The organism is Clostridium tarantellae, from assembly GCF_009295725.1.
Taxonomy (GTDB): Bacteria; Bacillota; Clostridia; order Clostridiales; family Clostridiaceae; genus Sarcina; species Sarcina tarantellae.
In genome coordinates this window covers 1-1,685 of record NZ_WHJC01000465.1, presented here as the reverse complement: position 1 = coordinate 1,685, position 1,685 = coordinate 1, and the positions used below count along the sequence as shown (strand labels likewise).

Sequence of the window (1,685 nt, the reverse complement as noted above, 5' to 3'; positions counted from 1 at the left end):
AAAAAGAACTCTCTTAAAAAATTATTGATATTTTTAAAAATTATTTACACAAGCTATTGTTTAAAGTTTTTTTTATTTCATCAGTAGGATTAAGTGCTACACATGGTGGTAGATCCCAATTTCTTAATCCCTTATTAAATCTTGAAGGATTAAGTAACTTTGCTGCTTTATATACTTTTTTTCTATTAGTTATTATTTTCTTTTCATCACCATTATGCCTAGTAGAAGGTGTTATAAATTTTATTCCACTATGATAATGTTTATTATTATACCAATCAACAAATTTATAAACCCATTCACGAGCTTCTTCTATGTTCCTAAAACCTTCAGAAGGGTATCCAGGTCTATATTTCATGGTTTTAAAATGAGCTTCTGAATAGGGATTATCATTACTTACCCTTGGTCTAGAATAAGAGGATAATACTCCTAACATTTCTAACTTAGATTTTAATGTATGTGATTTCATTGGTGCTCCATTATCAGAATGAAGAACTAGAGGTTTTCCAACAGAATTTTCTAATAATAAAGCACGTTCTACTAGCTGTGAAGCTAGTTCTCCGTTTTCTTCATCCCAAACTTCCCATCCAACAATTTTTCTACTATAAATATCTATGATAGTATATAGCTTATAATAAATACCACGATTTGAAGTATTTAACCAAGTAATATCCCATGTCCAAACTTGATTGGGTCCATTAGCTATGAATGTTGTAGGAGTAATTATATTTTTTGGTACTTTAGCTCTACCTCTATGATGTTGTAAATTTTCTTTTCTCAATATCCTATAAAATGTAGATTCAGAGGCTAAATAAATACCTCTATCAGCTAAAGCTGGAACGATTTGTGATGGAGGTAAATCAGCAAACTCTTCTTTATTTAGAACATTTAAAATACTTTGATATTCTTCTTTAGATAATTTATTTTTTGGCGTAGGTCTTATGCAATCTTTTCTTTTATCAGCTATTATAGTACCTTCTTTACACCAACGTTCAAAGGTTCTCTTACTTATTCCAACAACATCGCAAGCAGGGATTAATCTTGCTCCATTTTCATTAGCTTCTTTTATTAGTGATACAATTAATTGGCGATTTTCAATTGAAATTAATCTTCCTCGTTTTCCTCGAAAATCGCATTTAACTTTTTTCTCAAAACTAATAATGCTGCTGTTTCAGCTAAAGCCTTCTCTTTTCTTCTTAATTCTTTTGCTAATTCTTTTGCTTTTCTTTTCTCTTCTTTAAGTTCTTCTACTAGTTCTAAGTTATTGCTTTTAGCTACGCTATTGGCTGCTATGCAGCTAGAACGCCATTCTTTAACATCTTGAACATATAATCCTTTTTCCCTACAATACTTTCCTAGTTCTATTTCTGACATCATATAAGTTTCCATTACTATAAGAAATTTTTCTTGTGAAGTAATAGTTCTTCTGTCCTTTTTTTCATTTAGACCTTTATTACTTTTTGATTTCCATGTAGCTAAAGTAGATTTGCTTATTCCTGTTTCTTCTGATAACTTAGAGATTGATATACTTTCTGGTGGGCACATCCTTGCTATTAGTTTTTCTTTTTCTTCTTTTAAGTACTTTCTATTTGATTTATTTTTTGTCATAGTTAAACTCTCCTTATTATTCTCTAAATTTGAGAATACCATTAATTTGTTTCTACGACAACTATCTTACCACCTAGGGA

Annotated in this window: 1 protein-coding gene; it reads right to left on the bottom strand. The window is 29.9% G+C overall.

Annotation, left to right across the window (positions count from 1 at the left end; all coding sequences use genetic code 11):
- Positions 1 to 40 precede the first annotated feature (40 nt).
- Positions 41 to 1,605, bottom strand: a protein-coding gene (locus tag GBZ86_RS15620) for an IS3 family transposase (RefSeq protein WP_234885185.1) whose coding sequence is annotated in 2 segments (ribosomal slippage) — positions 41 to 1,146 and positions 1,146 to 1,605 — 1,566 coding nt in all. Because the reading frame shifts where the segments join, the coding sequence is not laid out codon by codon here.
- Between the last annotated feature and the right edge of the window lie 80 nt (positions 1,606 to 1,685).